Raw genomic sequence first — 937 nt, 5'->3', positions numbered from 1 at the left:
CGCTCCTGCCGTTCCTGTCGCTCTTGCCGTTCCTGCCGGTCCAGCCGTTCTTCGCGGTGGGGCGGGCGCGTCGCTGGGGCATCGCGGTGCCTCTCGATCGGGCCTGTGTCTGCGTGATCACGGAGCAGGGGCACGAGCAGGATATACGGGGCAAACGACCTCGGCGTGTGATCGGGTCCGGGATTCGGTGAGAGTTGCGGACCGAACGTGTCCGCAATCCTGGCTAGCGTGCGGAGTGTGACCAAGGCGAAGACTCCGACCGCTCCCGTACTCGACCTCCGCGCCCTCAACCGCGCCACCCTCGACCGGCAGCTCCTCCTGCGCCACTCCCCGCTCTCCGCCCACGCCGCCGTCGAACACCTCCTCGGCCTCCAGGCCCAGAACGTCAAGCCGCCGTACTACGCCCTCGCCGCCCGCCTCGACGGCTTTACGCCCGAGGAACTGTCCGGGCCGATGGCCGAGCGCGCGGTCGTCCGGATCGTCACCATGCGGTCCACCATCCACACCCACACGGCCGCCGACGCCCTCACCCTGCGCCCACTCGTGCAGGCCGCCCGCGACCGTGAGCTCGGCACCTTCCGCAAGGGGCTCGTCGGCGTAGACCTGGACCGGCTCGCCGTACTCGCCCGTGAACTCGTCGAGGCCGAGCCGCGCACCATGAAGGAGTTGCGCGAGGCGCTGCTCGTGGAGTGGCCGGACGCCGATCCGCAGGCCCTCGCGATCGCCGCCCGCTGCAGGCTCCCGCTCGTCCAGGTCACCCCGCGCGGGCTGTGGGGGAGGAGCGGTCAGGTCGCGCTCACCACCGTCGAGCACTGGCTCGGCCGACCCGCCGAACCCGTGCCCACCCCCGACGAGACCGTGCTGCGCTATCTCGCCGCCTTCGGCCCCGCCTCCGTCAAGGACATGCAGACCTGGGCCGGCCTGACCCGGCTGCGCG

The 937-nt window shown here is 71.7% G+C and carries 1 protein-coding gene; it reads left to right on the top strand.

Translation table 11 applies throughout. The features are described 5' to 3' along the window. Window positions 1-237: 237 nt before the first annotated feature. On the top strand, window positions 238-937 hold a 700-nt coding region (locus tag JHN45_RS52425; protein ID WP_201056576.1), incomplete at its 3' end, for a winged helix DNA-binding domain-containing protein.

It is taken from the genome of Streptomyces sp. MBT53 (assembly GCF_016654115.1).
GTDB lineage: Bacteria > Actinomycetota > Actinomycetes > Streptomycetales > Streptomycetaceae > Streptomyces.
This window is presented reverse-complemented; position numbering and strand designations above follow the sequence as displayed.